18 protein-coding genes are annotated in these 24,502 nt (G+C 41.7%); 14 read left to right on the forward strand and 4 right to left on the reverse strand.

The features are described 5' to 3' along the window. Positions 1 to 174 precede the first annotated feature (174 nt). Entirely contained in the window at positions 175 to 504 is a 330-nt protein-coding gene (locus RMX89_RS02150) for a TRADD-N-associated membrane domain-containing protein (RefSeq protein ID WP_322687745.1), read from the forward strand. Positions 505 to 740: 236 nt separating this feature from the next. Here the strand turns inward: RMX89_RS02150 and ribBA are convergent, their stop codons facing one another. Beyond that, positions 741 to 2,414, reverse strand: coding sequence for a bifunctional 3,4-dihydroxy-2-butanone-4-phosphate synthase/GTP cyclohydrolase II (ribBA, locus tag RMX89_RS02155; RefSeq protein ID WP_322687746.1), 1,674 nt, complete (start codon positions 2,412 to 2,414; stop codon positions 741 to 743). Between the two features lie 316 nt (positions 2,415 to 2,730). Between ribBA and argC the strand changes: the two genes are divergently transcribed. Further along, positions 2,731 to 3,789 (forward strand): N-acetyl-gamma-glutamyl-phosphate reductase, encoded by a 1,059-nt coding sequence (gene argC / locus RMX89_RS02160; protein WP_322687747.1) that lies wholly within the window; start codon positions 2,731 to 2,733, stop codon positions 3,787 to 3,789. Between the two features lie 95 nt (positions 3,790 to 3,884). Here the strand turns inward: argC and eno are convergent, their stop codons facing one another. Continuing rightward, a complete protein-coding gene (gene eno, locus RMX89_RS02165) occupies positions 3,885 to 5,174 on the reverse strand; it encodes a phosphopyruvate hydratase (RefSeq protein ID WP_322669817.1) in 1,290 nt (429 codons plus the stop codon). A 270-nt stretch (positions 5,175 to 5,444) separates the two neighbouring features. Here eno and gloA point away from each other — a divergent pair, with 270 nt between their 5' ends. The 11 genes from gloA (at position 5,445) to RMX89_RS02220 (ending at position 22,220) form a co-directional block, all read left to right on the forward strand. Continuing rightward, positions 5,445 to 5,879 carry a lactoylglutathione lyase gene (gloA, locus tag RMX89_RS02170; RefSeq protein ID WP_322687748.1) on the forward strand — a complete coding sequence of 145 codons (435 nt, stop codon included), beginning with the start codon at positions 5,445 to 5,447 and terminating at the stop codon, positions 5,877 to 5,879. Between the two features lie 601 nt (positions 5,880 to 6,480). Continuing rightward, complete coding sequence (gene clpB, locus RMX89_RS02175) at positions 6,481 to 9,123, forward strand: ATP-dependent chaperone ClpB (RefSeq protein ID WP_322682228.1); 2,643 nt, start codon at positions 6,481 to 6,483, stop codon at positions 9,121 to 9,123. A gap of 903 nt (positions 9,124 to 10,026) precedes the next feature. Next, the gene (gene hpsA, locus RMX89_RS02180; protein WP_322687749.1) at positions 10,027 to 15,018 is read left to right on the forward strand and encodes a hormogonium polysaccharide biosynthesis protein HpsA; all 4,992 of its coding nucleotides are present in this window, start codon (positions 10,027 to 10,029) and stop codon (positions 15,016 to 15,018) included. Between the two features lie 204 nt (positions 15,019 to 15,222). Further along, positions 15,223 to 15,882 carry a hormogonium polysaccharide secretion pseudopilin HpsB gene (gene hpsB / locus RMX89_RS02185; RefSeq protein WP_322682230.1) on the forward strand — a complete coding sequence of 220 codons (660 nt, stop codon included), beginning with the start codon at positions 15,223 to 15,225 and terminating at the stop codon, positions 15,880 to 15,882. Positions 15,883 to 15,947: 65 nt separating this feature from the next. Then, on the forward strand, positions 15,948 to 16,964 hold the full coding sequence (gene hpsC, locus RMX89_RS02190) for a hormogonium polysaccharide secretion pseudopilin HpsC (protein WP_322687750.1): 1,017 nt from the start codon (positions 15,948 to 15,950) through the stop codon (positions 16,962 to 16,964). A gap of 38 nt (positions 16,965 to 17,002) precedes the next feature. After that, the gene (locus RMX89_RS02195; protein WP_322682232.1) at positions 17,003 to 17,707 is read left to right on the forward strand and encodes a prepilin-type N-terminal cleavage/methylation domain-containing protein; all 705 of its coding nucleotides are present in this window, start codon (positions 17,003 to 17,005) and stop codon (positions 17,705 to 17,707) included. Positions 17,708 to 17,891: 184 nt separating this feature from the next. Next, entirely contained in the window at positions 17,892 to 18,851 is a 960-nt protein-coding gene (gene hpsE, locus RMX89_RS02200) for a hormogonium polysaccharide biosynthesis glycosyltransferase HpsE (protein WP_322687751.1), read from the forward strand. A gap of 21 nt (positions 18,852 to 18,872) precedes the next feature. After that, a complete protein-coding gene (gene hpsE / locus RMX89_RS02205) occupies positions 18,873 to 19,874 on the forward strand; it encodes a hormogonium polysaccharide biosynthesis glycosyltransferase HpsE (RefSeq protein WP_322682234.1) in 1,002 nt (333 codons plus the stop codon). Next, complete coding sequence (locus tag RMX89_RS02210) at positions 19,867 to 20,832, forward strand: glycosyltransferase (RefSeq protein ID WP_322687752.1); 966 nt, start codon at positions 19,867 to 19,869, stop codon at positions 20,830 to 20,832. Before hpsE (RMX89_RS02205) ends, RMX89_RS02210 begins: the two co-directional genes overlap by 8 nt. A 53-nt stretch (positions 20,833 to 20,885) precedes the next feature. Next, positions 20,886 to 21,536 carry a type II secretion system protein gene (locus tag RMX89_RS02215; RefSeq protein WP_322682236.1) on the forward strand — a complete coding sequence of 217 codons (651 nt, stop codon included), beginning with the start codon at positions 20,886 to 20,888 and terminating at the stop codon, positions 21,534 to 21,536. Positions 21,537 to 21,566: 30 nt separating this feature from the next. Then, a complete protein-coding gene (locus RMX89_RS02220) occupies positions 21,567 to 22,220 on the forward strand; it encodes a TIGR04282 family arsenosugar biosynthesis glycosyltransferase (RefSeq protein WP_322687753.1) in 654 nt (217 codons plus the stop codon). A 131-nt stretch (positions 22,221 to 22,351) separates the two neighbouring features. Here the strand turns inward: RMX89_RS02220 and RMX89_RS02225 are convergent, their stop codons facing one another. After that, complete coding sequence (locus RMX89_RS02225) at positions 22,352 to 23,008, reverse strand: NAD(P)H-binding protein (protein ID WP_322687754.1); 657 nt, start codon at positions 23,006 to 23,008, stop codon at positions 22,352 to 22,354. 178 nt (positions 23,009 to 23,186) lie between these two features. Here RMX89_RS02225 and RMX89_RS02230 point away from each other — a divergent pair, with 178 nt between their 5' ends. Continuing rightward, positions 23,187 to 23,858 carry a DUF1997 domain-containing protein gene (locus tag RMX89_RS02230; RefSeq protein ID WP_322687755.1) on the forward strand — a complete coding sequence of 224 codons (672 nt, stop codon included), beginning with the start codon at positions 23,187 to 23,189 and terminating at the stop codon, positions 23,856 to 23,858. A 64-nt stretch (positions 23,859 to 23,922) separates the two neighbouring features. On the opposite strand, the gene RMX89_RS02235 is transcribed toward RMX89_RS02230, so the two are convergent. Beyond that, a complete protein-coding gene (locus RMX89_RS02235; protein ID WP_322682239.1) occupies positions 23,923 to 24,393 on the reverse strand; it encodes a DUF4079 domain-containing protein in 471 nt (156 codons plus the stop codon). Positions 24,394 to 24,502: the final 109 nt, after the last annotated feature.

The raw sequence follows: 24,502 nt of genomic DNA on the forward strand, positions 1-24,502 counted from the left end.
TTCATCATGATTTTAGTGGCTTAGACTTGGCAAGTTCAGCTATAGCAAACCTCAGCCACTTACAAAATAGAGTAAAAATATTTTCTAGATATCTTTACATAACATAAACAAAATAAGCCATAATGTACACATCGTGAATTCACAAAATGAATTTAGGTAACGGGAATCAACACCATGACATCAAACAAGATAAGAAAACAGGCGTCAAATAACACTGATATTGAGGTTTCAACAACTGATCCAACGTCAAGCTATGAAGCAACAAGCAAGCTCAATGTCATGAAAGAACGTTTAAGGCAGGCACAGTTGAGCTTTAACGTCGCTTTGGTGATGAGTGCAATGTGTGGTATCTTCACCTTATTTGGTATCGGATTGTCAGTTTCAGGAAATTTTTCAGATGGGTCTATCGCAGCTATAGAGGGACTTTTATCAAGTGTTCCTTGGTTGCGACTAGCAAAAGATGCAAATGACCGATTGGATAGGCTGAACGCTGAGGAAAAATAACCTTAACTTGAAGTTCCTCTTTGATAAAAAACTCTAGTCTATGCAATAAAGGGCTTTTGACTCACTGCTTACTATGTAGAATCGAGCAAATCGAAAGCCCTTTGTTGGATTTTTATATAACAGGAGGCAGCGATGCAGGAGGCAGGAGGCAGGAGATAAAAGTATTACTATTCCTAGCTTTCATGCTTTCAAAATGTCCTAACCTGTGTGTGTGACTATGGCTATAGGTTGATTAATTATTTGCTAAAGCTGTAAATTTGTTGCGTCTCCAAGCGATCGCTAATCGATGAAGGCAGTGTACCATCCGCGAATGTCTGCCGATCTAGTTGGACTTGTAAATTACTCAAAGGATCGCAACCAGAAGAAATCAGAAATTCTAATTTCTGGATGTAAGGCACAGTTGCGAGATTGTCTAGAATTTGGAAGATTGCCTGTATGTAAGGATGACCACTCTGCTGATACCAATCACAGCTAGCAACTTTTGCTTGATCGAAACCCAAGTGTACAGTTAAAGATGGCTCGTCAAATAAAGCGATCGCCAAGGGACGTGCCTCTTCCTGTAACAATAGATCGTTACTTCTGGCTAAGTGTCGCAGTTTCTCTAAGCGTTCATAACGTTCTGTCACAGCTTCCGGGTCATCTTGCCAGTGGATTGCTACTGTCACCAGATAAGTCTGTAACAGCATGTGACCCAGCTTTTTCGCCTTTGTCGCCAGATAATAGGAATTGTAGTCGTTTGCCTCAATTAACAATGGCACGCGATCGACTACTTCCAGCCCATAACCCTTGACACCTGCAATTTTGCGGGGATTATTGGTGATCAGACGAATCTTTTTGATGCCCAAATCCATGAGCATTTGTGCCCCCATACCGTAGTCTCGCAAGTCAGCAGGAAATCCCAAACGCTCATTTGCTTCTACTGTATCTAGTCCCATATCCTGCAACGAGTAGGCTTTGAGTTTGTTAATCAAGCCAATTCCCCGCCCTTCTTGACGCAGGTATACAACTACACCTTGACCAGCAGACTCAATCATTTTCAGTGCAGCTACAAGCTGCATCCGACAGTCGCAGCGTAAAGAACCCAAAGCGTCACCAGTTAAGCATTCTGAGTGCATCCGTACCATCACTGGCTCATCTTTGAAATTAGCTGGATCGCCCTTGACAATTGCAACGTGTTCTGTATTATCCAGAGTATGGCGATAGGCGTAAATTTCAAACTGACCGAATTGACTAGGCAGCTTGGTAATAACCTCACGATACACTAAGCGATCGTGCTGTAGGCGATAACTGATTAAATCCGCAATGCTAATAATTTTTAAATTGTGACGTTTAGCGTATTCAACTAACTGCTGCAACCGCGCCATTGAACCATCGGAGTTTTGAATTTCACAAATTACCCCCGCCGGGTATAGCCCTGCTAATCTCGCTAAGTCCACAGCCGCTTCCGTATGTCCTGCGCGTTTGAGTACGCCTCCAACCTTAGCCCGAATGGGAAAAATATGACCAGGGCGGCGTAAATCGGTAGGTTTTGTGGCTGGGTTGAGAGTAACCTGGATAGTGCGGGCGCGGTCTTCTGCTGAAATGCCTGTGGAGACACCTAATTCGGGCCCGGCATCAATACTGACCGTGAAAGCAGTTTGGTTAGTATCTGTAATGTTGCTTACCATCAAGGGTAAGTCTAGCTCGTCTAAGCGATCGCCTGTCATTGCCAAACAAATTAGTCCTCTTGCTTCCACCGCCATAAAATTAATCATGTCGGGTGTGGCAAATTGGGCAGCACAAATTAAGTCGCCTTCATTTTCTCTATTTTCATCATCTACCACTACAATGACGCGACCAGCTTTTAGGTCTGCTAAAGCGGCATCAATCGAATCAAATTTAAAAGCTTGGGTAGGATTAGGCTGTGACACAGAAGATTTCCAGCTATAAACGTAAATTTTTTTAACAATTTCTTCTTTTAGATTGTAGCTCCTTTATAAGGCAGAGAAGTAGACTAGCAATGATTTGATAACGGGGCAAAAATTTTTGCCATTAAAAGTGGGGATAAAGTGCAGCGCTCGCAAAGGATCAAGAGGATAAGGAAGCATAATAATCATTTGTTTGCTCCCCCATCTTCTCGGAACAAAGTAGAGGGGTTTAAGACCTTTTGTGTGCTGTGCGTCTGGTCGCTGATATTGTTGATAGCTGAGAACAAATTAACCATTCATGGGATAAGGATTTCAGATCATGGGCAAATTTAGACGCGTACCCGTTGGGATTGTTGGCGCGTCGGGCTATGGTGGAGTGCAGTTAGTACGACTACTGATGGATCACCCAGAAGTTGAAATGGTTTATTTAGGAGGTGAGACTAGTATCGGGAAATCCTTTGGGGATCTTTACCCGCATCTGGCTCATGCAACTAACCTGCTAATAGAGGCGGTAGAACCAGAAATAATTGCTCACCGCTGTGAAGTAGTTTTCCTGTCTTTACCAAATGGTCTGGCTTGCCAAATCGCACCCAAACTTTTGGAAAAAGGATGTAAAGTACTAGATTTGAGTGCAGACTATCGGTTTAGTGATTTGACAACTTATACCAATTGGTATGGTACAGAGAGAAGCGATCGCACAATTGCAGCGACAGCAGTTTATGGATTACCAGAACTTTATCGCGATCGCATTGCCGAAGCTCAACTTATTGGCTGTCCCGGTTCCTATGCCACTGCTAGTCTTCTTGCACTTTCGCCACTTTTAAAGCAAGGCTTAATCAGACCGGAAACAGCTATTATCGATGCCAAGTCTGGCACATCTAGTAGCGGACGGCAGGCTCAAACCAACTTATTACTAGCTGAAGCCGACAACTCCATAACAGCTTTTAATGTTGGTCGTCACCGTCATACCCCAGAAATTGAGCAAATTTGCAGTGACTTAGCTGGTCACGAACTCATGATCCAATTTACACCGCACCTTGTCCCAATGGTACGCGGTATTTTGGCAACAGTATATGCCACAATGAGCGACCCAGGTCTAGTACGAGATGATTTAATCACAATTTTCTCAGCCTTCTACCGCAACTCTCCTTGGGTAAAAGTCTGCGGTAGCGGCGTTTACCCCCAAACCAAGTGGGCGAGCGGCAGCAATCTTTGTTACATCGGTGTAGAAGTTGACCCACGCACGGGTCGCGTAATTGTCATGTCAGCAATTGACAATCTAATTAAAGGACAGGCGGGCCAAGCTATTCAGTGTCTAAACCTGATGATGGGTTGGGATGAAACCTTGGGGTTGCCCAAGTTGGGGTTTTATCCTTGATTGGGGATTGGGTATTGGGAAGAATTCTTGCCCCAGTCCCCAGTCCCCAGTCCCCAGTCCCTAGTCCCCAGTCCCCAGTCCCCAGTCCCTAGTCCCTACTTCGGCCCTAACCCCACAGCACCAGCATAAACGGCGCGATCGCCTAGTTCATCTTCAATTCGTAGCAAGCGATTATATTTTGCTACGCGTTCGCTGCGACACAGAGAACCTGTTTTGATTTGACCGGCACGGGTTGCTACAGCTAAATCAGCGATCGTTGTGTCTTCTGTTTCACCAGAACGATGGCTAATTACTGAACGGATGCTGTTGCGAGTTGCCAAATCAATTGTTTCCAAGGTTTCGGTAAGCGAACCAATTTGATTGAGTTTAATCAAGATGGCATTAGCGGCTTTTTCCTGGATGCCTCTTTGCAAGCGAGTAGCGTTAGTCACAAACAAGTCATCCCCTACCAATTGCACGCGCGAACCTAACTTCTGGGTGAGCAATTGCCAACTTTGCCAATCTTCTTCGTGTAAGCCATCTTCAATTGACACAATTGGATATTGGTCAACCAGTTGTCCTAAATAGTCAATAAACTCTGTCGGGGCGTGAGGTTTACCATCGTAAACATACTGACCATTCTTGTAAAACTCGCTAGCCGCTACATCTAACGCCAAAGCTACTTGCTCCCCTGGTTTGTAACCAGCTTTCTGAATGGCAGCAACCAGCAATTCCAAAGCCACCTGATTAGATTCTAGGTTAGGAGCAAAGCCACCTTCATCACCCACACCAGTAAGCAAACCCTTTTCATCTAACACCTGGCTGAGAGTAGCAAACACCTCTGCACCCCAACGCAACGCTTCCCGGAAAGAAGTTGCACCAATTGGGACAATCATAAACTCTTGAAAATCCACGTTATTTGAGGCGTGTGCGCCACCGTTAATCACGTTCATCAACGGTACAGGGAGCAAATTCGCTAAAGGGCCACCCAAATAGCGATATAGAGGAATTTCTAGAGACTCAGCACCAGCTTTAGCAGCTGCTAAGGAAACCCCCAAAATTGCATTAGCCCCCAAATTTTTTTTGTTAGCAGAACCATCGATCGCAATCATTGTGCGGTCTAGCAGTTCTTGATTGAGGACATCCAAGCCTAACAATTGTGGTGCAAGTGCTTCTTTGACGTTTTGTACTGCCTTGAGTACGCCTTTACCCCCGTAACGGCCTTTATCGCCATCACGCAGTTCGTGGGCTTCAAAAGTGCCAGTAGAAGCACCACTGGGAACTTGCGCCAATCCGACAACACCGTTAGCTAAATGCACTTCGGCTTCAATTGTCGGTCTACCGCGTGAATCAAGAATTTCACGGGCTGCGATCGCCTCAATTGCAGTATCTAGAAATTTACTCATCTGTACTTTATCCTTTATTCGAGTGTGTTATGCATCCAGTCCAGTTGCCTAACCCAATCGCTAGCATAGGTGGTTAAGAGACTTTCTCGGCTGAGATTAAAGAAGATTTCCATTATCAGGGATAGGGAGCAATGCCCAGAATGGGTAATTGTTTATCCTGTCCTTTCGGCTTTTAATTCTTTCTGTGACAGCATTTTTACCTTAAGACTTTGAGCTAGGTAAAATGTTTGCAGAGAATAACACTAAATCAATTACAGAGAAAAGGTCAATATGCGATTACTACACACAATGCTGCGGGTGGGCAACCTTGAAGAATCTTTAAAGTTCTACTGTGAAATTCTCAAAATGAAACTGCTGCGCCGAAAAGATTATCCAGGCGGAGAATTTACCCTGGCTTTTGTTGGCTATGGCGACGAAAGCGACAACTCGGTAATCGAACTAACCTACAACTGGGGTGTAGAAAAGTACGAATTAGGTAATGCTTACGGTCACATTGCCCTTGGCGTTGATGATATTTACGCTACGTGTGAAGAAATTCGCACTCAGGGCGGTAAAGTCGTGCGCGAGCCAGGGGCAATGAAACATGGTTCGACGGTAATTGCTTTTGTGGAAGATCCTGATGGGTATAAAATTGAACTGATTCAACTGGGAACTCAAGGTTCGGCAGTCAAACAAGAATCACTTGAGCAACTTGTGAGTCAATAATTCGATCGGGGATTTCCAAAAAATTAATTATCCAGTAGGGTGGAATGTCATTTATCTAAGCTGGATTCAGATCCCCGACTTCTTTAAGGAGTCGGGAATCTGGGCAGCAATTTGTGCTTAAGAGCGATCGGAAAATCTACACAGATGTCTTAAAAAGTGGAGCTAGAAAAAGATTGATTCTTCTGGCACACTGTCATCTGGTGTCAGTAAACACAGAAGACGCGCTAGAGTTTTCCCTTTTTGGGCGGGTTAGGGGATCTCCTCTACGTAAATCCTATTAGTATTTCCCCAATACTGTCCTTGATGAGCAATATTAATAGCGAAGTCAAATAGCCAGTCGTAGACATCGCTCCAATAACACCATTGGGGAAAGTCTGCTCATAACAGTGTTTTCGTTTTAAATTAGGAAATAGGCAATGGATTAAACTATCATCAATTGCCAATCCAAAATTGCCACCGGAGATACACGCGGATATCCGCCCAGAATGTTTGGATAATTATCTGGGTATTAAGGAGTAGGGTTACAACCACTCTCAACTCCCTACTCCCTTTAATAATCCCCAATCCTTAAACTAAAAATTCAAATTCTAAAATTCTAAAGATGCAACCTACAGATCCAAATAAATTTACTGATAAAGCCTGGGAAGCAATTGTTAAATCTCAGGATATAGTCCGTGCTTATCAACAACAGCAACTAGATGTTGAACATTTAATTATTGCCCTGTTAGAAGAACCCACTAGTCTAGCAATACGTATCCTAGCTCGATCTGAGGTCGATCCAATCCGCTTGCAGCAGCAGCTAGAAGCTTTTACCCAACGCCAGCCCAAAGTTGGTAAAAGCGATCAGCTTTACCTTAGCCGCAATTTAGATATTTTACTAGACCGAGCCGAGGAAGCTAGAGCCAGGATGAAAGATTCCTACATTTCCGTGGAACACATACTTTTGGCCTTTGCTGAAGACGATCGCATTGGACGAAAGATGCTCAAAGGCTTTAATGCGGATGCACCTAAACTTGAAGCTACAATCAAAACTATTCGCGGTAGCCAAAAGGTAACAGATCAAACCCCAGAATCCCGCTATGAAGCCTTACAAAAATTTGGCAGAGATTTGACAGAACAGGCAAAAGCGGGAAAACTCGACCCAGTAATTGGGCGGGATGACGAAATTCGACGGGTAATTCAAGTATTGTCTCGTCGTAGCAAAAACAACCCTGTATTAATTGGTGAACCTGGGGTAGGTAAAACTGCGATCGCCGAAGCATTAGCACAACGGATGGTAAACGGTGATGTTCCTGAATCTCTGAAAAACCGCCAACTCATCTCTTTAGACATCGGTAGTTTAATTGCTGGGGCAAAATTGCGAGGAGAATTTGAAGAACGCCTGAAAGCTGTCCTCAAAGAAGTTACAGAATCTAACGGTCAAATTGTCTTGTTTATTGACGAACTACATACCGTAGTCGGTACAGGTTCCAGCCAACAAGGAGCAATGGATGCGGGAAATCTGCTCAAACCAATGCTGGCGCGCGGAGAACTGCGTTGTATTGGTGCAACTACCCTTGACGAGTTCCGCAAACACATTGAGAAAGACGCTGCCCTAGAACGCCGCTTTCAGCAAGTATTTGTCGATCAGCCAAGTGTGGAAAATACTATTTCGATTCTGCGGGGGTTGAAAGAACGCTATGAAGTGCATCACAACGTCAAAATTTCTGATTCGGCTTTGGTAGCAGCAGCAACCTTGTCAGCACGTTATATTAGCGATCGCTTCTTACCAGATAAAGCTATTGATTTGGTCGATGAAGCAGCAGCACAGTTGAAAATGGAGATTACCTCCAAACCAGCCGAATTGGAAACCATTGATCGCCGCCTCATGCAATTAGAAATGGAAAAGCTATCATTAGCTGGTGAAGAAAAGGGTACTCTCCAAACAAAAGAACGTTTGCAGCGAATTGAGCAAGAAATCGCCAATTTGACGGAAAAACAGCAAACATTTAATGAGCAATGGCAAGGTGAAAAGCAGATATTGGAGGCGATAAGCGCCTTAAAGAAAGAAGAAGATGCGCTGCGAGTGCAAATTGAACAGGCGGAACGCGCCTACGATCTAAATAAAGCTGCTCAATTAAAGTATGGCAAATTGGAGGGAGTGCAGCACGAGCGTGAAGCTAAAGAAGCGAGCCTTTTAGAAATTCAAAACCAAGGTTCCACGTTGCTGCGAGAACAAGTCACCGAAGCCGACATTGCCGAAATCGTCGCCAAGTGGACAGGAATCCCCGTCAATCGCTTGTTGGAATCGGAACGACAAAAATTACTGCAATTAGAAAGTCATTTGCATCAACGAGTCATTGGGCAAGAAGAGGCTGTAGAAGCAGTAGCAGCCGCAATTCGCCGCGCCCGTGCGGGGATGAAAGATCCCTCTCGTCCCATTGGTTCATTTTTGTTCATGGGCCCTACAGGTGTGGGTAAAACCGAACTTGCCCGTGCTTTAGCTCAGTTTCTCTTTGATTCTGATGATGCATTGGTGCGCTTGGATATGTCTGAGTATATGGAAAAACACTCAGTTTCTCGCTTAGTGGGTGCGCCTCCAGGATACATAGGATATGAAGAAGGCGGCCAACTTTCCGAGGCGATTCGCCGCCGTCCTTATTCAGTGGTGCTGTTGGATGAAGTGGAAAAGGCGCACCCCGATGTGTTCAACATTTTATTGCAGGTGTTGGATGATGGGAGAGTTACTGACTCTCAAGGAAGGGCGGTAGATTTTCGTAACACCGTCATTGTGATGACCAGTAACATTGGTAGCGAACATATTTTGGATATATCTGGTGATGATTCCAAGTATGAAACGATGCAAAAGCGGGTAATGGATGCTTTGCGATCGCATTTCCGCCCAGAATTTCTCACCCGCCTTGATGATATTATTCTCTTCCATGCCCTCAGTCGCACTGAAATGCGGCAGATCATCCGCATTCAACTCAAACGGGTAGAAAATCTCCTGCGCGAGCAAAAAATCTTCTTTGAGATATCCCAATCAGCTTGCGATCACCTTGTCGAATCAGGCTATGACCCAGTTTACGGTGCGCGTCCACTCAAACGGGCAATTCAGCGAGAAGTAGAAAACCCCCTCGCCACCAAGTTATTGGAGAATACTTTTATCTCTGGAGACACGATTATCATTGACAAAAATGAAAATGGTCTGTCTTTTAGCAAAAAAGTGCTAGTGAAGGTGTCAGTACCACAAATTGCTACATAGCACCTAGCGTCTCCCCTTCACTCAACGGGACGTAGCCAAAGGGCTGTAGGGAGAAGACCAAACTGGCTTGGATAAACGGCGTTGCAGAGAAAGCGGGATGATTTTGCTAGTTTTGTGGGATGGGCCGAAAAGCCCGTCCCTTGTGTTTCAGGGCGCTCGTGTCGCCCACCCTACAAGAATCATCCCTTGATTCAGCAACGCCGGATACACAAACAAAATCTAAGAATAATTGAGGGTTTGAAACCCACGGATGTGAGTAAACCTCGTATAGTTGCGGTTTCTAACCATCCTTTTAACATTAATGTAACTGCGTGTTGCATCTATGATGCCTAGTAGCTTCTGCCACAGGGTACTAATTTTGCGTACCTTGTGGCAGAAGCTTGCTTGTCTTTAAAGGTGGTAGTGGGATTTATGCCAAGGTGTACTAATGAGTAATTAGTAATTAATCAAAGGAATGCGAACAACAAGATTCCCGACTTTTTAATTAAAGAAGTCGGGAATATAAGCCGCACATCTGATTATTTTGCACCTAACTGATATCTTTCCTTTAACAGATGGGTATTATAAGCCTACTCTGCTGACAACATCTTCATAAATTTGTCTTCAAATAAAACACATTTACGCAAATATACTGTGAACTAATGCTCTTATTATTTATCAGACTTGAACTAAATAATTCTGAAAAAATCAGTATTTACCGGATCAAATGAAAACTTCATAAATGATATAACTTTAATAAATTATCTTTTTCATAGCTACTTTAGTTTGGAAGTTAGTAAAGCAAAATCTAGTCGTTAGATAAATATCGTCTCATGTAATGCCTGTAAAAATACTTGATAGGCATGAGTTAAAACTTTGAAAAAATAGAAAATTCGTTATAATCCACTTGACCAGGAAGCAGATATGTCTAGAAAACGTCAGCTATTCAAGGTAATTCAAAAAACCTTCATAAAAATTAGCAAGCAGCTTTTATCTGCAATTAATAAGCAACTTATTTGGCTTTTGCGAACTATCTTTGGTACTCAAAGAAGACGCGGGTCAGTTAATTCTGGCTTTGTATTGCCAACAGTGGCAATGGTAGTTTTGGTAGTCGTACTGTTAACAACTGCAATTTTATTTCGGTCTTTTGAGCGTTCTAAAAATGCTAGTAATGTCCGCGTAAATGAAGCGACAATGCAAGCCGCCACCCCTGCTTTAGACAGGGCTAAAGCCAAAATAAGTGCACTGTTCGCTGACCCGACTCTACCACGTTCTGTCCCATCAAATCTAACCCTTTACAATACCTTAGTTAATAAACTTTCTGTCTATACATTTGGTGATGAAACTCCTATAACCCTGGCTTATAACCTTAATAAAAGTACTTCAACTCCTATGATTGAAGCAGCTAGTAGTATGGCTTTAGAAAATCAAGAAAGCATACAAACAGCCTGGAAATTTCCTGCCGATACAGATAATAACGGTAAATTTGATAGCTTTATTCTCTATGGTATCTACTTCCGTACTCCCCCCCAAACTGGTACACTCCGAAATAGAAGCCCACTAGATGCTAGAACCCCTCCGATGCTACCAGCTAAGGCAGGTGGAGCTTGTGACGTAGCTGGTGATACTAGCGCCAGCTTAGTAGGTAGTTCGGGTTGGTATAAGCTACCAACTGGCGAATTGAAAAAAAGCTTTTTCGTATATGCAGTCACAGTTCCCATTAGTGATATTGCTCAAGCTACTTCTCTTGATACAACCAAATATGAGAAGTATCGAGGTAATAAGGGCTTCTCGGCATTAGAAATGCAACAAGATCGTAGTCAAGTTTCTATTACTAATAATGCTGTTGTTTATGAAGATGACTTAGATATTACACCAGGGCCGAGATTCCGTCTGAATGGACGCATCTTTACCAACAGTAACTTATTTACTGGTGTAAGCAGTCAAAATATAACCCTATTTCAGGTCAGTAGTAGGTATTCATGTTACTACGAACGAGAAAATAGCAAGATAGTTGTTGGCGGTAATATTGCAACTGGTAGTCCAATCAGTACAAGTGATACAGGTGGAACAAACGTAGATTTATTTGTAGAAAATGGTGCGCCTACTACAAATAAAACTTTAGCATCTACTAATAAAACCACTTCAAATAACTCGAATGACATTGCGTATAACACTCAGGCTTATGCTCAACGCATAGACTTATTAGTGAAGGCACAACTTAACAATGCTGCTACTACTGATCCTCAAGAAATCAGAACTAATATAACCAACCGGACTCTAAACGATCCAAGCTTAGATTCCACTAAAGTACGTAAGGAAGAATTAGAAACCTGGTTCCGTAAACGTACTAGACGTGTACCATTTAGAGAAGTTCCTTATGGTAATTCTGCTATTATAAAAACTGGCACTACTGAGTACGACTACATAACAGATGCAACAACCTTTATGCAAGGTTCTGTTAATACGCTACGTCCAATGGATGCCTGGATTTATCCAACAGATACTAATACAACACTAACACTAAATACAGCGCAACTACCTACTAGAGATCCAGACGTTGTAGATAATACTCCTGTAATAGAAACAGAATTAGGCGATCGCATCGTAGTAGGCAACAACTTACCTGAACTTATCTGGGACAACACAAAAGGAGACTTTGTAGGAGAGAACGATCCCCAAACCATCAGTCCTGCTGTGAGGTGGACAAGTAGCACTACCAAAGATCGAACTCGTACCACTCGCCTCAGACAGTTATCAGATTTAGGGGTAACTGGACGTGATGGTTTTTGGGAAATTTCAGCCGCTTCACCGCGATCTAATCCCCTTGATGTGGTCGGTGGACTAAGGGTGATTACAGGCGCAGGAGTATATACACCTACAGGTTCTGGACTAAGAACACTCGTCCAACCTACTCTTCCAACACGAGGAGGAAAGCCCGATCTGGTTGACGATCCAAGCACGTCGGGAGTCAACGAAAGTTATGGCACTGTAGTCTGGCCAGATACTATGCCTATGGTTGTATCCGATCCGACCGATCCTCTGAATGCAAGTAAACAAAAACGTGGTGATTTAGTAATGCGTGCCACGGTGGTGTATCACTACAATTTTAATTCTTATAGTCCTCAGGCGAGTACACCAGACGATTATCAAACACCCATGGCCTGTGTAAGTAGCTACTACAACCCTACCAATCAGACAACAGCAACTACAAACACCTATAATCCCCTTGATTCGACAACAGTAGCAGCATCTAACAATGGGATTGTTTATGCTGCTCCCGCTACTGCATCTGATGGTATAACTAGAGGACAAACAGTAGATGCCAATGGTTTTTTTACACTTGGGGCTAATGCTGATGATGTAACTAACACTGGTGTAACTTTGCTAAATCGCTTGAAGTATCAAGCTAACTTGGTATTTCCCAATGGTCGCCTTGTGAATCCTCTACTACGGCAAGCACTGGCCAAAGCAACAACCAGTAAACTCACTCTCTCTGAGCAATCAGCAATTGACTCTACTATCTGTGCAATACAGATTGCTGATGGCACTCTGTCTCGGAGTACTACCTACATTCCTGATGGCGCAATCAAAGAAACTGCATTTCTTGATGCCCGACAAATTAAAGCTATAGATAAAGGTGGTACATTAACTGGAAACTACAATTTAGAAGTTGAACAGCGTCAGCCTCTAGAAATTCGTGCCACTAGCATAAATTTAGGTCAGCTTCGCACACAAGCAATTGGCGCTGCATCGGATAACGAATATCTATTGCCCAATAGCGGCATTATCTATGCCTCTCGTGATGATGCTCAAAAAGATCGCAGTAACCCAACTAGTGAAAATATTAGCGCTAGTGACTACAATCTCGATCCAGAACGGCGACCTAACGCCATTATGTTGATTAATGGCACTAACTTGAGTCGCCAGACTAATTACAGAGCAGAAGAAAAAGGCTTAATTTTAGCAACTGAGCTACCAGTGTATGTTAAAGGCGATTTTAATCTGCACACTAAACAAGAATTCAAAACCCCGGATCTTTTACCTGCTCCCAGCGCTGCTACCTACGATACTAAATTTTACACTCGTGCTGCGGCAAATCGCGATCCTGACTTTGCTTGTCGGCCTAGTGACCCTAGACTACCAAATTGCACAACAGGCGAAACTTGGCGACCAGCATCAGTAATTGCCGATGCTGTTACCTTGCTCTCTGGTAACTTCCGTGAAGGTTTCCGCAATGAAGGTGATTACGACTTGCGAAATAACCAAGGGAGCGATCCTAACGTCGTACTCAGTCGGCTGAAGGTAGGTTTCTGGAATAACAACTTTGTCACTTCATCTAATTTCTTGACTAACTCTGGTAGTGATACTTACTATACAGGTACTCCCACTTCTACCGACTCAGTAAACAATAACAGTTCTTACGTGAACAACTTTGTCACGCCCATTCAGCGTCGAGGAAGTTTCCCTGAGTATGTAATGGAGATGTGCTTCAAAATACCAGTTTCAGAGTGTCAACCGGGTGACTGGTATGTGGGTTTAGATAGTGATACTGATACAGGTAATGCTTTAGACCTAAACACAGAAATCCTAAAAAGGTCTAGTGAAGTAGTTGGTGTAACCGATCTTACCAGACTCTTAGCTGGTACAACTGCGCGATCGCCAAGGACTGGTTTTGAAGGTTTTGCTCGTAGGATTGCGTTCAAACGGAAATATAATGTAGCAACGACTAATGCTGATTTTGCGAAGCTTGTTGATATTAGTAATAATGCAATAAATTATACTAGCGCCACTCCCATTCCACTAGGTATTAAATTAGGTGTAGTAAGAGAATTGCCGCTAATTATCATAGGTGGTTTGATAGACGCGCTTAGTTTACCTGACATAGCAACTAATGCTCTATGGTTTGCAACCACAACAAGTACTTCTACTAGCCCACCACCATCAACTATAAGCGAGATCAAATACAACAATACTAATCGTGTATTCTACAGATACCCCAAACTACCGGCTTCTGGTTCGCTTAGAGATTTTCCTGGAGCCACAGACGCGTCACTATTCAGCACTACACCCAGCAGAGATGCGTCATACCAGCCGCTATTTGAACCTGTATTGCAATTACAACTAACAACCGCAACACCATCTACTCCAAATTACGCCACTTTAGCAGGATCATCTAGTGTAGTTAAAAACACTAGATGGTTGTCTCAGGCAAGTCAAACAAATTTTAATCTAGTAGTTGCTGCTGGTGATACTCCGGCTCGTGTGGGTGCAAGTACCTACGAAATCAATGGAGGTTTGCATAACTTTGTGCGCTTCTTAGAAAACTGGGATGGGATTGATGCCAATATCAACGGTTCATTTATCCAATTTAAACGCAGTATCTATGCTACTGCACCATTCCAAGTTCTTGTCAGACCAGGGCCAACAACTCCTCCTGCAACCACTTCTGACCCTAATGATACTAGCGCTGCTAACCTTTTGAATAATAACAGTATCTTTTACAGACTTCTGAATTCTGCAAGACCTGGTTACACATCAGATAGTACTTACATTACTAATCCTAGTGGTGAAGCGCCTTATTATATGGCTCCTAACCGTAACTGGGGTTTTGATGTGGCGTTATTGGCGCAAAACCCCGACTTGTTTGCCCAGCGCTTTGTAACTCCAGCAGCAGATCCTCCGAATGAATACTTCAGAGAAGTAGGCCGCGATGACCTTTGGGTGAAAACTCTGTTATGTGGTGTACAAGATGAAAATGCGAATGCAGGGAATGGGTTTGAGGATGCGCCCAGCGCCTACTTTGGCACCATTGTCTCTACCCCTGTTACTACCCCTCCGGCCCCTGACCGCAAGTTCAAATTTGCGCTACCTGCAACTGAACGTCCTACTAACTGCCAACTCCAACCATCCTAAAGTGTTTGAATGAGAGTTTTTACATCACTTTTCGGGTGAATAGACCACGTTAACAGACCTAACCCCCTAGCCCCCTTCTCTATTAGGTAAGGGGGAAAATTCAAAGCCTCTCCCCTTGTAGGAGAGAGGTTTGGAGAGAGGTTACGAATATATTACACCCGATCGCAAATTACTTTAAAACATAGCCTTATTAAGAAATCGAGTATGAACCCACGCCAACTACAAGAATTATCTGCTCAGTCTAACGATTCTGGTTTTACGATCATTGAGTCGCTTGTGGCAATCCTCGTAGTTGCCATTTTGCTAGTAGCGATCGCACCTGTCTTAGTAATGTCAACAGCAACTCGTGTACAAGCTAAACGGGTGGAATTGGCAACAGGAGCGGCTAAAGCCTTCGTTGATGCTATAAAGTCTAAAACAATCTCAGATCCGACAATCACCGTTACACTAACTGCTAGCACAACTAGAAATGTATCCAGTTCAAGCAGTGACTATTTATTGAGTAGTACGTTAGCTCCTACTGCTAGCACTGGTTTGTATTGCTTTAACAAAAATGGCAGCCTTGCTAATCCCGACTGTACTAGCGATCTGTTTTACATTCAAGCTATTCGCGTTGCTGTTACAGATAGTGATGCTGATAAAGGTCAAGGCTATCGTTTGGGAGTTCGGGTATATCGTTCAGATGCCTTCATCGGTACTGGTAGCTTGAAAAAAGGTAGTGATAGCAATGGAAAAACAGCAGCAACATTCACTGGGGGATTAGGCGATCGCAAAGCACCACTAGTAGAAATGACAACTGAAATTGTCAGGGGTCAAAGCTCGTATAGCGCTTTGTGCGATCGCCTTGGTGGTTGTCAACCATAATTAACCCGTTAAACATAAATAATTTCATAACTCAGTATCGGTCATAAAGGAGAACCTGTAGCAAAATGAATATATTGAGGTGGCTGTTAAGTACTCAGCTAAAACCCTCTCACAAGCGAAATAAAAATAGTGGGTTTACCCTGATTGAATTATTGGTGGCTATGCTCATTGCATTTTTAGTAATTACGCCGTTACTAAGTTTTATGATCAGTATTTTAAACACTGATGGTCAGGAACAAGCCAAAGCGAACTCTGAGCAAGAAATTAAAGCTGCACTAGATTATATTACTCGCGATCTCCAACAAGCAATATATATTTATGATGCTACTGGAATTGCTTGTCTAAGCGGTACTGTTGATACTAGTACCGCTAATACTTGCCCAAATGCAAGTACAACTGGGAATCAACTACCTAACGGAACAGATAAAGTTCCTGTGCTTGTTTTTTGGAAACGAGCATTAATTAATCAAGCAATCACAATTACAGGCACTCAAAAAGATGATACTTTTGTTTACTCATTAGTTGCCTACTATTTAATTAAAGACACTAGCACTACTTGGTCTAACGCTGCACGCATCGCCAGATGGGAAATTAAAGATGGCGTTCCAAATACTGCTGCTACAGTAACTTGCTCTGGATTTACTGCAACCGACAAATATCTACCATGTCCAGATAAAGGTTTTAAACCATTTGACTTGTCACAAAAGGGCATAACGTTACAAGCAAAAATGAATAGTTGGGCAGGAGGTGGGACTTACGATCAAGTTCCCGTGGTTTTGGTTGATTTTATAGATCAAACAACAACAGCACAGGAAACCCCAACAGCTACAGCAACAGTGACTTGTTCTACTGACTTTAGTCAAGTTCCAGCAGTCGCAAACCTTGCTAGAAGAGGCTTTTATGCTTGTGTAGATTCAGTTAGCGCAGATAATAGAAGTGCTGCGGAAGTTTATTTAAGGGGTAATGCACAAGCTCGTTTAATACAAGATGAAACTAAAGCACGTTACGCGCAGAGTAAATCTAGTTATTTTCCGAGTGCAAACATTAAGGTTCAAGGAAGTAGCTTTATCTTTACCAAATAGCTTCTATCTTTGACAAATATTACTAAAAGCAGGATAGTATGGCGAATATTCTTAGTTTAAGACTATTAAATTATTTCCAGTTGCACAGCCGAAAAACAAAGCTAAAGCAGCAATATTTAGCAAATAGACCCTCTACTAATGGCTACAAGCAACAAGATGCTGGATTTAGTCTTATAGAGTTAATAGTAGTACTGCTGCTAGTAGGAATTTTAGCAGCGATCGCAGCTCCTGGTTGGGCTGCCTTTGTAAATCGGCAACGGATCAATAAGTTTAACGACGCCGTTTTCGCAGCACTGCAAGAAGCACAGCGCGAAGCTAAAAACAAAAAACTTAGCTACAGTGTCAGTTTTCGGAAAAATAGCACAACTCAAGAGGTTGCTATTTTTCCTACCAAAAAGAGTGATGGTAGCAATTTGCCTTTAGCTGAAATCAGCACGTGGAAACCTTTAGGAACGGATGTAGGCGTTAGCTCTGATAAATTTTTGCTAGGTACAAATCTAAATAGCACTACTGAAAACACTGCCGATTCTACTGTATCCTATTCTTTAAATGCATCAGCAAAAATTACTTTTGACTATATGGGAACTTTACCCAATGCAAGCCTTGGAACATCTGGGTTACAAATAGTGGTAGCTGTACCAAGCTCTGCAAATCCTACATTGGCTAGTAGCGTAAAGCGATGTGTTATTGTGAAAACTATCTTAGGCTCAATAGTGACAGCAAAAGATAATAATTGCAGTTAAGTAATTTAAATACCAAGATTTGTTAAAAAATACGTAATATTGCTGAACATAAAACTGCACGTTGATAGCAAAATTGAAACATCATGTGCAGTTTTAATATTTGATAGTTTATTTAAGAGCCATTGATAAATTAGCCATTGCCTGAACATAATAATAAGCGTCATCAAAATATACTTTTCGGAAAATGACTGAGAACCTTGACTTTACTGTAGCTATCCCAACTTATAACGGTGAAAATCGTTTGCCTGAACTACTAGAACGACTACAAAACCAAGTTCACACCGAAAATCTATCTTGGGAAATTATAGTTGTAGACAATAACAGCAATGATAATACAGCTAAAGTTGTTCAAACCTATCAAAAAGATTGGCGATGTCCTTACCCTTTAAAGTATTGCTTTGAAGCAAAACAAGGCGCAGCTTATGCTCGAAAAAAGGCAGTTTTAGAAGCTAAAGGTAAATTCATAGGTTTTCTAGATGATGACAACTACCCAGTATCAAATTGGGTAGTCGCAGCTTATGCTTTTGGTGAAAAATATCCTAAAGCTGGAGCTTATGGCAGCCAAATTCACCCAGACTGGGAAGTAGAACCACCGGAAAACTTTAAGCGAATTGCTCCATTCTTAGCAATTACAGAGCGGGGGAATCTACCGCTATTATATGAAGCATCTAAAAAATTACTACCCCCTTCAGCCGGACTTGTTGTCTGTAAACAAGCATGGTTAGAAAGTGTACCTGATAAGTCGATTTTAACTGGCAGAGTTAAAGGCAATATGCTTACCAGTGAAGATTTAGAGATGTTGTCTTACATCCAAAAATCAGGATGGCAAATCTGGTATAACCCAGAAATGGAAATATCACACAAAATACCAAAATTGCGTTTGCAGAAAGATTATTTGATTCCATTTTTCCGAGGGATTGGACTTAGCCGTTGTGTAACTAGAATGGTAAATATTAAACAAATATATAGACCATTTGCTCTTTTATCTTATATGATAAATGACTTACGTAAAATCACGTTACACTTACTCAAATATCGAACTAATCTAAAAGATGATTTGGTAGCAGCTTGTGAAATGGAACTTTTTTTAAGTAGTTTCATTAGTCCTTTTTATCTTTGGAAAAATGGATATTTTAAAAAATAAATTACTAAAACCTTAGGCATTATGACTGAATTAACAGCTGAAAATTTAGATATTAGCGTCGCCATTCCTGCATACAATGGAGCAACCCGTTTACCTAAAATTTTGGATAAGCTATTAACCCAGACAGGAGTAGAACAACTTAACTGGGAAATTATTATTGTGGATAATAATAGTTCTGATAATACATTTGAAATTATCCAGAATTACCAAAAAATATATAATGGAAACTGTCATTTAAGATATGTTTTAGAAACCGAACAGGGAGCAGCTTTTGCGAGATTGCGAGCAGTACGTGAAGCCAAAGGGCAGCTAATCGCATTTTTAGATGATGATAATTTACCTGCACCTGATTGGTTATCAGAAGCATATACCTTTGGATTAGAGCATCCTCAAGCAGGTGCTTGGAGTGGACAGATTCATGGTGATTTTGAAGTAAACCCACCAGAAAATTTTGAAAGAATTCAAGCTTTTTTAGCTATCAGAGAACATGGTTCAAATCCATATTTATTTGACGCAGATAATTTAAGACTTCCTCCTGGTGCGGCGCTTGTTGTTCGGAAACAGGTATGGCGTGAAAATGTACCACAGCGGCCTAATTTAAGTGGGAAGTTGCCTGGTATTTTCGTACAGGGTGATGACTATGAACCATTGCTTTACATACATTATGCAGGCTGGCAGATTTGGTATAATCCTACCATGCACACTTATCATCAAATACCACGCTGGCGACTTGAGAGAGATTATCTCTTAACTCTGGCACGCGGTTGTGGCTTGTGTATTTTCCAGTTAAGCTTGATAAATACTAAAAATTGGCAAAAACCAATACTGTTTATAAAAACTATTTTGGGGAATTTACGCCGAGTATTAAAGCACCGTATTCACTATAGAGGGGAATTGAAAAGTAATTTAATTGCACTTTTTGAAATGGAATTTTACTTGGCTAGTATGATGAGTCCTTTTTACTACTTAAAATCTAATTTGCGCAAAGGATTAAAAAATAAATTAGCCTTATCAAATGATTAACTATAGTCAAGATTTGCCGAAAACTTCTGTAATTATACCCGCTTATAATAGTGAAAATACTATTTATCATACAATTCAATCTGTTCTAAATCAAACTTTGAGCGATCTAGAATTAATTGTAATTAATGATGGTTCAGAAGACTCAACTTTAGATGTTGTTACACAAATTAAAGATCCTCGAATAAAAATATTTTCTTATACCAATGCTGGTGGAAACGTTAGTCGTAACCGAGGTCTACAGCTTGCAGTTGGAGAATTTGTTAGTTTCTTAGATGCGGACGATCTTTGGACACCTGATAAGCTTCAGTCTCAGTTAAAGGCTCTGCAAGAAAATGCTACTGCGACAGTTGCTTACAGTTGGACTGATTATATCGATGAAAATGGTGAAATAGTACTCTCTGGTACACACGTTACAGCCAATGGAGACGTTTATGAAAAGTTATTGTTGACAAACTTTTTAGAGAATGGCTCCAATCCTTTGATTCGTAGAGAAGCTTTAATCAAATTAGGTGGATTTGATGAATCTCTAAATGCTGCTCAAGATTGGGATATGTGGTTGCGATTAGCTTGTCAGTTTGATTTTGTATGCGTACCATTTGTACAAATATTGTACAGAATAAGTGCTAATTCCGTTTCTTCTAATCTTATAAGACAAGAAAAAGCTTGCTTGCAAGTGCTTGATAGAGCATATAAGGAAAGACCTTTAGCACTTAAAAGTACTTGGAATCTCAGTCTGGCAAATTTATATAAATACCTGACATGCAAAGCTCTACAAAAGCCGTTTAATCGACAGAAAGCTTTAACTGCGGCTAAATTCTTATGGAATTATATTCTGAATAATTCTTCAAGATTTCAGCGAATAAACTTTACTTTAAAATTATTATTAAAAATTTTTATAATTATTTTAATGCCTACGTTGCTCGAAAATATTACTAACCAGCACGAAGTAAAAAGCTAAACAAACTGAAAATTGTTTAACAGCTAGGTAGCTGAAAAACTCTCAGAATAAAAATGAATAGCCTGGTGCATCTACCGTCTTTAGTTTCTGCAAAAAATCTCTTGAAGAATAATCATTCCAACAGTGGTTTTACCTTACCAGAGATTTTAGTAGTTATTGTATTAATTGGTATATTAGCTACGCTCGGAATATCTAATTGGCTGGCTTTTGTGGAGACTCGTCGTCTCAACACTAGTCAAAATGAGGTTTATTATGCTATGCGCCAAGCGCAAAGCCAAGCCACTAAAGATAAATTAACTAGGCAAACCAGTTTTCGTATACAAAATGGTGTCGTGCAATGGGCAGTTCATCAAGCAGAGGCAGGACAATTCATTCCTGATGCTGTTAAAAACAATGGCAACTTATGGCATAGTCTTGAGCCGAACATTCGCATTGATGAAGAGGAAAACAATAAAGGAAAAAAGGAGACAACTTTACTAAAACACCCTTCACAGCAAATGTGGCGAGTTTTATTTAACTATCACGGTTGTCCGATCTCTGAAGTTGGAAATCAATGTACTGTAGGCGGATTAGGACAGATAACCTTCTACAGCTTGAATGGTGGTAAAGTTAGACGTTGTGTCTATGTTTCTACCATTTTGGGGGCTATGCGGACGGGAAAAGATCATTCTAGAGCCAACGAAAACGACAAGTATTGCTATTAAGATATTTTTAGTTGTTAAACAAGGTATTGTGTGCTGAACTTACCAGCAAGCCCAAAACAGCACCTGATTATTTTCACCCGTTATCCAGAACCAGGTAGGACAAAAACCCGATTGATACCTGCTTTGGGAAATGTTGGTGCTGCCAATCTTCAACGGGAAATGACTGAGCATACAATATTTCAGGTTCAAGAATTGCAAAAAGCCATTGACATATCTGTGGAAGTGCGGTTTGCAGGCGGCGATTCGCAACTTATGCAAGACTGGCTGGGGTTGGATTTGCTTTACCAGTCTCAAGGTGAAGGGGATCTAGGTTTGCGGATGGCGCGATCGCTTTTTAATGCTTTTCAATCTGGTGCAGAAAAAGTAATTATCATTGGTACAGATTGTCCTGGAGTGAATGCCCAGATTTTAGCAACAGCCTTTGAGAAGTTACACGCTTTTGACCTCGTACTTGGGCCTGCGATCGATGGTGGATATTACTTAATTGGTTTGCACCAACCCATCCCGGAGTTATTCGTTAACATCGAGTGGGGAACTGCTCAAGTATTCCAGAAAACCGTGGATATTGCCCAGAAACTTAATTTATCATACGCGGACTTGTTGCCCTTAGCTGATGTTGACCGACCGGAGGATCTGCTAATTTGGGAACAAGCCCTTGCAGGGGAGATGGAGCGATCGCTTTAAGGAGCATAATCAAGGGGCGAATTGAAAAAGTGCGTAGGCAGAGCCATAAAAATCACTTTTCCCTAAAGATGTGAGCCGATGATCTTGGGGATGAGAATTAAGAGACAGAAGCAATAAAATCCTGTGAAATATCAGCACTGCTGAAATAGCTCCTTAAAGCTTTTTGAAGCTGCTTCAGGTTTGGCAACAATTTCGACAATTTTATTGCGTGCATCTGCTTCAAACAGCGCTTCAACAGCAACTTGTGCAACTTTCTGCCTGGGGATACTACCATCAAACAGCGTATCTGCACTCTGCATCACGATGCGGTCGGAGTTATCTTCATTCTTCAACCCACCAGGTCGGACAATCGTATAAGTAAGACCACTTTTTTGAATATACTCTTCAGCTTGTTTTTTCCACAACAAAATTAGCCAAAACAAATTCAGCGGATGGAAAAGCCGAGAAGTACACAAAGAGGAAACTAAGATAAAATGCTCAATTCCCTTTGCTTTAGCAGCATCTACTAAATTTTTAGTCCCTTCAAAATCCACTTTATAGGGGCCAGTGGGGTCAAAGCTAGGTTTTGCCCCAGTCGCAACCAATAGAACTGTGCTATCTCCCAAGGCAGCAGTTAAACTTTCTGGTTGTAACACATCGCCTAACACTAATTCGGTTTCAGGAGACAGAATACCCCTAGCTTTCTCTATATCCCGCACCAAGGCTCGGACGGGAATATTCCGCGCGATTAATTCTTGCACAATCCGGCGACCTGTTTCACCTGTTGCCCCTGCTACAAATGCTTTCATGATAAATGCTATCCTGGGAAACTATTGTGTGCTTGTTCAGTTCTTTATTTTAGTAATTCTATGGAGTTACTCGCAGATTCATGAGGTTTCGGTCAAAATAGGATCTGAATGCGAAATGACCCAGGTGTGTGGGGAATCATTAATATAGACTAACGCCAAAATATACAGTAATGCATTTATGCTTTCAAGAAAAGGCGAATATAAATCCTGGGAAATAACAGAAGCAGTTTTACCTGTAGCGTCCAGCCAAGAAGCCGAGGACACATTAACAGAACCAAATGTAGCGACGTTGACAAAATTTTACGGTCGTTATCAAGATTGTATGGAAATGGCTGCCCCAGTAGAGAAGGTTGCTGAGTATCTCAATTCTCACGCCTCATGGTTTGCGCGCTGCGCTGAACCCATGAAGGTGCAATCACTTGGGGAAAATGGCTATGCTTTAACAATTGGTCGTTTTGGTTCTTTCGGTTATGAAGTAGAACCGAAAATAGGTTTGGAATTGTTGCCCCCAGAAAAGGGTATTTACCGCATCCGTACAATCCCCATTCCTGACTACCAACCGCCTGGTTATGACGTAGACTATCGTGCATCTCTAGAGTTAAAAGAAACCGATCTTTCCACTAGCATTGGTAAGGTTACAAGAGTTGAATGGGAATTGGATTTGATAGTTTATCTTCACTTTCCCCGGTTTATTCAGCGATTACCCAAATCTATAATTCAATCTACAGGCGATCGCTTACTTAACCAAATTGTCCGCCAAGTCTCCCGCCGCTTAACTCGCAAAGTTCAGGAAGATTTTCATAAATCTTTAGAAATACCATTTCCTGGGAATTCTAAACAAAAGCGCTGAGTCAACAATCCTTTGTCATTTATCATCTACTAATGACAAATGACAAAGGACAAATGGCAAAGGACTATGCTTTAGTGAGAATTCTTTGGACAATTTGCACCCCAGTAACAGCCTGCCAAGCAAAAAGTCCCAAAAGAGTGAAATTTATTAAAATGTGAGTTGCACGCGCCCAATTTGCCCCTTTCTGCATATAAGGGGACAAAGCAGCAGAAAATGCAATTAGACTTGTCATACCAAGTCCTGCCAGCAGGTGAGGCCCGACAAACAACTTACCATTATTGATGTAAGTGACAGCCATCCCTCCGATCGCACCTGCTACCATCAAAGCTAGGAGTATAGAACCGATTTGGTAGTGTCTGACGTTATATCTACCTTTAATCAGTTCTTTCTTTTCTTCCCCTTGAGCATTTCTGGTACGCTGTAATTGCAGTCCCAAATAGGCAGCATAAATTGAGAGTACTAATAGCGCCCACATGAGCACCGGGTGGAAGAAGTTCAGCCAATATTTCACCGACGTAGAAAGTTCCAGACTCATCGTGTTCTCGCCTAATTAATTATTAAATATTTATAAAAATTAGCATAACTCTATTTTCTGTGCTTAATGTTGCACAAATTAAAAGAGACTTCCGCACGTCCCCGACTAT

This window comes from Nostoc sp. DedSLP04 (genome assembly GCF_034530775.1).
Lineage (GTDB): Bacteria > Cyanobacteriota > Cyanobacteriia > Cyanobacteriales > Nostocaceae > Nostoc.